Annotated in this window: 4 protein-coding genes; all 4 read right to left on the bottom strand. The window is 62.4% G+C overall.

The window, feature by feature from the left end; translation table 11 throughout:
* Positions 1-334: 334 nt before the first annotated feature.
* Positions 335-3,748 carry a PVC-type heme-binding CxxCH protein gene (locus tag IAE77_RS22980; protein ID WP_294231800.1) on the bottom strand — a complete coding sequence of 1,138 codons (3,414 nt, stop codon included), beginning with the start codon at positions 3,746-3,748 and terminating at the stop codon, positions 335-337.
* Between the two features lie 70 nt (positions 3,749-3,818).
* On the bottom strand, positions 3,819-4,526 hold the full coding sequence (locus IAE77_RS22975; RefSeq protein ID WP_294231798.1) for a DNA alkylation repair protein: 708 nt from the start codon (positions 4,524-4,526) through the stop codon (positions 3,819-3,821).
* A gap of 14 nt (positions 4,527-4,540) precedes the next feature.
* The gene (locus tag IAE77_RS22970; RefSeq protein WP_294231796.1) at positions 4,541-5,419 is read right to left on the bottom strand and encodes a GH25 family lysozyme; all 879 of its coding nucleotides are present in this window, start codon (positions 5,417-5,419) and stop codon (positions 4,541-4,543) included.
* A gap of 73 nt (positions 5,420-5,492) precedes the next feature.
* Complete coding sequence (locus IAE77_RS22965; RefSeq protein WP_294231794.1) at positions 5,493-5,768, bottom strand: type II toxin-antitoxin system PemK/MazF family toxin; 276 nt, start codon at positions 5,766-5,768, stop codon at positions 5,493-5,495.
* Positions 5,769-5,839: the final 71 nt, after the last annotated feature.

Raw genomic sequence — 5,839 nt, 5'->3', positions numbered from 1 at the left:
GCACCATCCGAGGAAGAGGCGGTTTCGGCGGAGTGTTTTCATCGAATTAGGGAAAGAAAGCGGGAGAAAAAGGGGAAAATCGAAAGTGAGGACGCAAAGGGAAAGCCCTCTGGCGTTTCATCGTGACAAGGCGCTGATTATCACCGTCCAAATCGGGGTAGGATCGTGTCTTGCAGCGGCGTTGGGTGGTCTCATGAACTATGACTTTAGACAATGCTACGAAAGGTGTCCGCGTATGACACTTTTTCCGGGCATTGCGTTCAGAATAGCGAAGCGGGCCGCGTTACGTCAACGCAAATACATGGACCATACCAATTTCTGGATTTCCCAAGCCTCAGGGCACCACCACCGCAGCGCCGTCTAAGATTTCCACCCGGAAGGCGGCTAAATCGCCGGAATCCCGAGTGATGAGCACGCTAATTCGGTGGGTTCCCGCCGTGAGTTCCAGGTCTTGCTGAGGAGCCAGTTCCTTCAGTTCAGTCCCATCCACCGCCACAACAATCCCCTTCACGGCGCTGAAGCCGAGTTTCACCTTGCCAGCGGAGTCCAGTTTGAGGCCAAATTGCACGATTTTCGGGAACCATGGGTACATCCGCTGCGCGGCCGGGAGGTCAGCCAGCGGCAAGTCGCCATTCACCTGGCTGATCGCGATCTGCCACGGATAGGGGTATTTTTCGTCGTTCAAGGCAAAGCTGCCCACGTGACGAACGTGGTCCACGTCCTTCTGCTCCATCTTGCCCATCGCCTTCCAGGTGCGGACGTAGCGGTTTGGCTGGGTCTTGTAGGCCCCTTCCCGGCCCAGTTCGCTCAGGAAGCGCACCAGATCGACGAACTCATCCTCCCGCAGGCTGGCGGTCAAACCGGGAGGCATCATGCTCACCGGACTCATTTGGCGGCTGGCGACGGCCGATTTGGCCACCTTCACAATCTGATTGGCAGGGTCACGAATCGTCAACTCTTCCGCACCGTCGTTCACAAGCCCGCCGGAGACGACTCCGCCGTCTTTTTTGGTCACAATGACCATGTGGTAGCCCTCTTTGATCTTCTTGCTCGGCTCCAGCAGGCTTTCGATCAGATAATCGACCGGTGCCGAGGCTCCGATGCTGACCAGATTCGGTCCCAGCACGCCGCCGCTCTCGCCAATGGCATGACACGTCGTGCAGAGAAGCTGCTGGCGACGATAAACCGCCTCGCCACGGGCAGGATCACCCTGGGATTTCACTTTGGCGACCATCGCGGCCATTTCGTCGGCCGTCAGAGGTTTGTCCATCTGCTTCACATTGCCCGCTTTTTTGAGCGCCTCGGCCAGCGGTCCCTGGATGCCGCGGCTGGTCACCATGCGGATGCCTTCGACCGCCACGAGGTCAGGAATCGTCTTGCCCGCCAGCTCCTTCGCCAGCACACCAGGGAGCTGCTTGTTCTTCAAAAACGCCGTCAGAACCGGCTTCGCGGCCTGAACATCGGCGGTCGCGAGGAAATCCACGGCTCGTCTGGCTGCCATCTGCGGCCCCACAGAGGTCAGACCGTCAATCATGAGGCCCTTGAGCCCCAGATCGGTCGATTCGGCGAACAGTTTGTCGAACAAATCACGGGTTTTCACGCCACCGAGCGCAGTCAGGCCTCGCATGGCTCCATCCCGGATGGCCGGGATCGTTTTGGCATCGGTCAGGAGCGCCACCAGCTTGTCTCGAGCCGCTTCGATCTTCCAAAGGCCGGCCAAAATGGCCGCGCGATGCACCACATGGGGTTCAGGACGGTCAAACCAGGCCATCACCGTGTCCTGCGCCCCTTCCGGAATGATCTTCCGGTCGGTGGCAGCCTTTACGAGGGCGTCCTGCAGCCCGATGTAATGCGGAGCCATGGCTGCATCGTTCACCATGTCGGCCATCACCCTTGCCTGGGCCATGTCTGCAGCGTCTCCTGCCATCGCCAGCACGGCGGCGGCGTCCTCCTTGCTCAGTTTGCCTTCTTTCAGCGACGTAAACAGCGGGGGCAGGGCATCGCTGCGGCCGGTGCTCTTCATGGCATAGACCAGGTGCTTTGGACGGTCGTCCATTGTCATTTTGCCGCTCACCACCGCAGGCATCCACACGTCCGCCTGTTCACGACAGGTCAGCTCCAGTAGGAAGTCCAGGGATTCATCCATCGGCTGGTCCAGCGTCTTCAAAGCCAGGCTGATCGCCGCTGGCTTGCGCATTTCAGCCAAGACCGCCACGGCCCAGAGGCGGACCTGGGCGTTTTCGTCGGCGACGGCCGCAGCCAGGACCTTCATCGCGTCGGGAAACTCCTTCCAGCGGTGGCTCAGAATGCGCAACGCGGCGGCACGGATGCGGGCATCGCTGTTTTCCCACAGCTTCCGCCAGATCGTGGGCGAAAACGCATTCACGCCCTCACGTGCCCAGGCGGCCTCCAGAAGTGCGTGCGCGTCGGCTTCCTTCGCCGGATCGAGCTTCGCTGCCCAAGTGTCGAGGCTTGACGTGACCTTGGCAGCGCCCTGATCCCGCAGTTCCCGCTTGGCGAAACGACGCACGTAGGCCCGGTCGCTCTTCAGCATCTCCAGCAGCTCACCGGTGCTGGCACCGGCGATTTTCGGCTTCGGGCTCAGGGGGCGGCCTTTCGCGGTTACGCGCCAGATGCGGCCGTGCTGGTGGTCACGCCGTGGGTCACGGAAATCGACTTCGCCGTGCTGGATGATTGGGTTGTACCAATCCGCAATGTACAGAGCGCCGTCGGGGCCCACTTTGACATCGATCGGACGGAAGGCGCGATGCGTGCTCGCCAGCACGTCCGGCATCTGCTTGGCGATGTAGCTGCTGCCGCTGGGAGTCAGCTTGAAACGGTTCACGCGATTGCCGCGGAAGTCGTTCAGCACGAAGGAACCCTGCCAGTCCTCCGGAAAATGCGGGTCCTCGACGATTTCCAGCCCGCACTGCTTCGGCTGGCCGGGGCTGAGGCCGTGCAGGATGCGCTTGGCTCCTGGCGAAGTGGCGAAAACACTGCCCGGAAAGATGAAATTGATCCCTTCCCCGCCTGCGCCGTCGCAGGCAAAGCTTTGCCCCCAGCGGTCGAACTCAAAACCCCACGGGTTGATCAGCCCCTTGCTCAGAATCTCCGCCCGCCGCGTCTCCGGCCGGAACTCCCACACGCCACCGCCCATGAGGCGGCGGATGCCATGCGGCGTCTCCATGTGCGTGTGGATGTAGATGGACTGGAGGAAGTAAAGCATGCCCTCCGGCCCCCAACGGAAAGTGTGCAGCAGATGGTGCGTGTCTTCCGTGCCGAAACCGCTCAGCATGATCGTGCGCTCGTCCGCCTTCAGGTCGCCGTTGGTGTCCTTCAAAAACAGCACTTCGGTCGAATTCGCCACATACAGACCGCCGTCCCCCGGGGCCAGAGCGGTCGGAATGTGCAGTCCGTCGGCAAAAGGCGTCGATTTATCGGCTTTGCCATCGCCATCGGTATCTTCGAGCACCACGACCTGATCCTTGGCCTCCTCTCCCGGTTTGATGTGCGGATAAGTCGTGCTGGAGACGACCCACAGGCGGCCCTGGGCGTCCCAGTTCATCTGCACCGGCTTCTGGATCATCGGCTCCGCCGCGAAAAGGTTCACCTCGAAGCCTTCCGGCACCACGAAGGACTTCAATTCGGCCTCGGGATTGGCGTCAGGCAGGTCGGCCAGCGAGGTCGGCTGCGAAGCACACACACAACCAATCGAACAGACAAAAAACAGGGCTAGGCGGGAGGTCATAAAACGAGGAGGGCAGATTACGCCCCCGCCCTGCCTTTTTGGCAAGCATTCTCTCCTGAAATCCAGCGCTTCACCGCCTCGCCAGATAGCTCCGCCGTTCCGGCTCCGGCAGTTTCTCGATGGCGTAGCGCAACATGGTGCGTGGCATTCGGGAAGCATGAGCGTCCAGGAAGGTGCGGAGCACCTGGATGTCGCGCTTTCCCGCCTCCCGCAGCATCCAGCCGCAGGCCTTGTGCATCAGGTCATGCGGATGAGACAGGAAGTGAACGCACAGGTCCAGCGTGTCAGCGAAATCACCCTTGCGGATGAAGGCCAGCGTCGCCAGCACGGCGATCCGCTGCTCCCACAGGCTCTTCGACTGCGCCAGCGTGCCCAGAATGGTGCGGTCCCGCTTCAGCAGCCAGATGCCGAGGATCAGTGGCGCACTTGTGTCCACGAGGTCCCAGTTGTTGATCCACGCGGTGTTCGCCAGATACAGGCTCACGATCTTCTCACGCGCAGCCTCGTCCTTGCGGGCCTTTTCAAAACGACGCACCAGGATCAGCAGCGCCAGCAGGCGTTCCTCATGCCAGTTCGAGTGCAGCAGCTCGAGAACTTCCGACTCCGCCAGACCGTCCGTCTGCGGCAGGAGGGCGCGGACTTGCGGCACGGTGATGCCGAGGAACAGGTCGCCCTCGCCATACTCGCCGGGGCCGGTTTTGAAGAATCGGGCCGCCCCGGCCGCCCGGTCGGGGCTGCCAAGAGCGCGGAAGTGCCGGCGGAACGATGCGAAGGTCATGCCCGGGGCCGTTTTCATCGCCACAGCGCCACGGCCGATGAGTGATCGTGATAAAAGCGCTCAAACTTCGCCGACGAGCCATTGAACAGGTCGCGGTCGCAGAAATGCCGCAGAGCAGGCCGCCCGCCGTTGCGTGTGTAGGCCGCCCCCACCTGGCCGGAGAACTCCTGGGCCGCCAGCGCGGTCTTTGGACGTCCGGCCACGTCCCCGCAATACTGCCAGAATGTCCAGTCTCCGAACACCCGTGGCACGCTGAACCTGACCGAGTGGCCGGGCTGCTCGCCGTAACGCGGCACCCACAGCCCGCAGGCACGCAGCACCTGGCGTTGACCGGCGGTCAAGGCGTTCAGTTCCTGGCATTGCTGGAGAAAGGCCGCCGTTCCGTGCAAAGGCACACTGCAATACAGCAGCGGCCACACCTGGGTCCGGGCCTGCACCATCTGCGCCGCCCGCGCCAGCTCTCCCCACGACACACGGTCCGCCCCCTCGTTGTCCAGCACCAGCATCACGCGGTGAGCGGAGGTGCCGTTCCGTCGTGCCACCGCCTCCACCACGTTCATGAAGCGCTGGAGCTGCGCCGGCACGTTTTCACGACGTTTGAGATAATGATAAGCGCCCCAGTGCAGCCCGGCGGCACGTGCCGGACGCTCCCGCCGGGCGTAATCCTCGTCCGTTCCGCTCCGGCCCCGTGTCGCCCGGTGAATCATGAGCCGCACACCCATCGCCCGCAGCAGATCGGGGCGGATCGTCCCGCCATCCCAGCCGAAATCCACCGTGTTATTGAGGCAGCCACGAGCCGCCCCCAGCGTCATCGTCTCCGTGCGGATCGGCGAGCAGGCACTCAGCAGCAGCACGGTGCCGTTCACCCAGCAACACAAACGCGTCCAGTTCATGCGGCCGGTTTAGCCGCAGCGGCCGCACGGCGTCAACCAACAAAACCGGCCCGTTGCACAGGCCATCTGCCTGTCAGAGGGCCAGCAGATCACGCAAGGCCGCACGCACCTCCGACATTTGCACGGGTGTCAGAGTCCCCATCCGACGCTGGAGCTTTGAATGATCAAAACTCGCCAGGCCTTGCACGTTCACCGCAGACTCCTTCGGCAGCCACGACGGCTTCCCGAGGTGCACCTCACCACGCATGTGCCGCAACTGGGACGTCAGCGGTGCAACGACGCAGAGCGCCCGGGCATCCGCAGGTTGAGGCATCGACAGAACGAGTACCGGGCGGCTTTTTTCGACCATGCCTAGTGGTTCGGAACGGCCAAGTCGAGGGGTGAAAAGCGGTGTTGTGGTGGTAAAAGAGGTGCATGGCC

The organism is Prosthecobacter sp. (assembly GCF_014879935.1).
GTDB lineage: Bacteria > Verrucomicrobiota > Verrucomicrobiia > Verrucomicrobiales > Verrucomicrobiaceae > Prosthecobacter.
This window is presented reverse-complemented; position numbering and strand designations above follow the sequence as displayed.

Bases quoted from the DNA above. Each gene is read 5' to 3' on its own strand.
- IAE77_RS22980 (WP_294231800.1), bottom strand. From the start codon at position 3,748: ATGACCTCCCGCCTAGCCCTGTTTTTTGTCTGTTCGATTGGTTGTGTG.
- IAE77_RS22975 (WP_294231798.1), bottom strand. From the start codon at position 4,526: ATGACCTTCGCATCGTTCCGCCGGCACTTCCGCGCTCTTGGCAGCCCC.
- IAE77_RS22970 (WP_294231796.1), bottom strand. From the start codon at position 5,419: ATGAACTGGACGCGTTTGTGTTGCTGGGTGAACGGCACCGTGCTGCTG.
- IAE77_RS22965 (WP_294231794.1), bottom strand. From the start codon at position 5,768: ATGGTCGAAAAAAGCCGCCCGGTACTCGTTCTGTCGATGCCTCAACCT.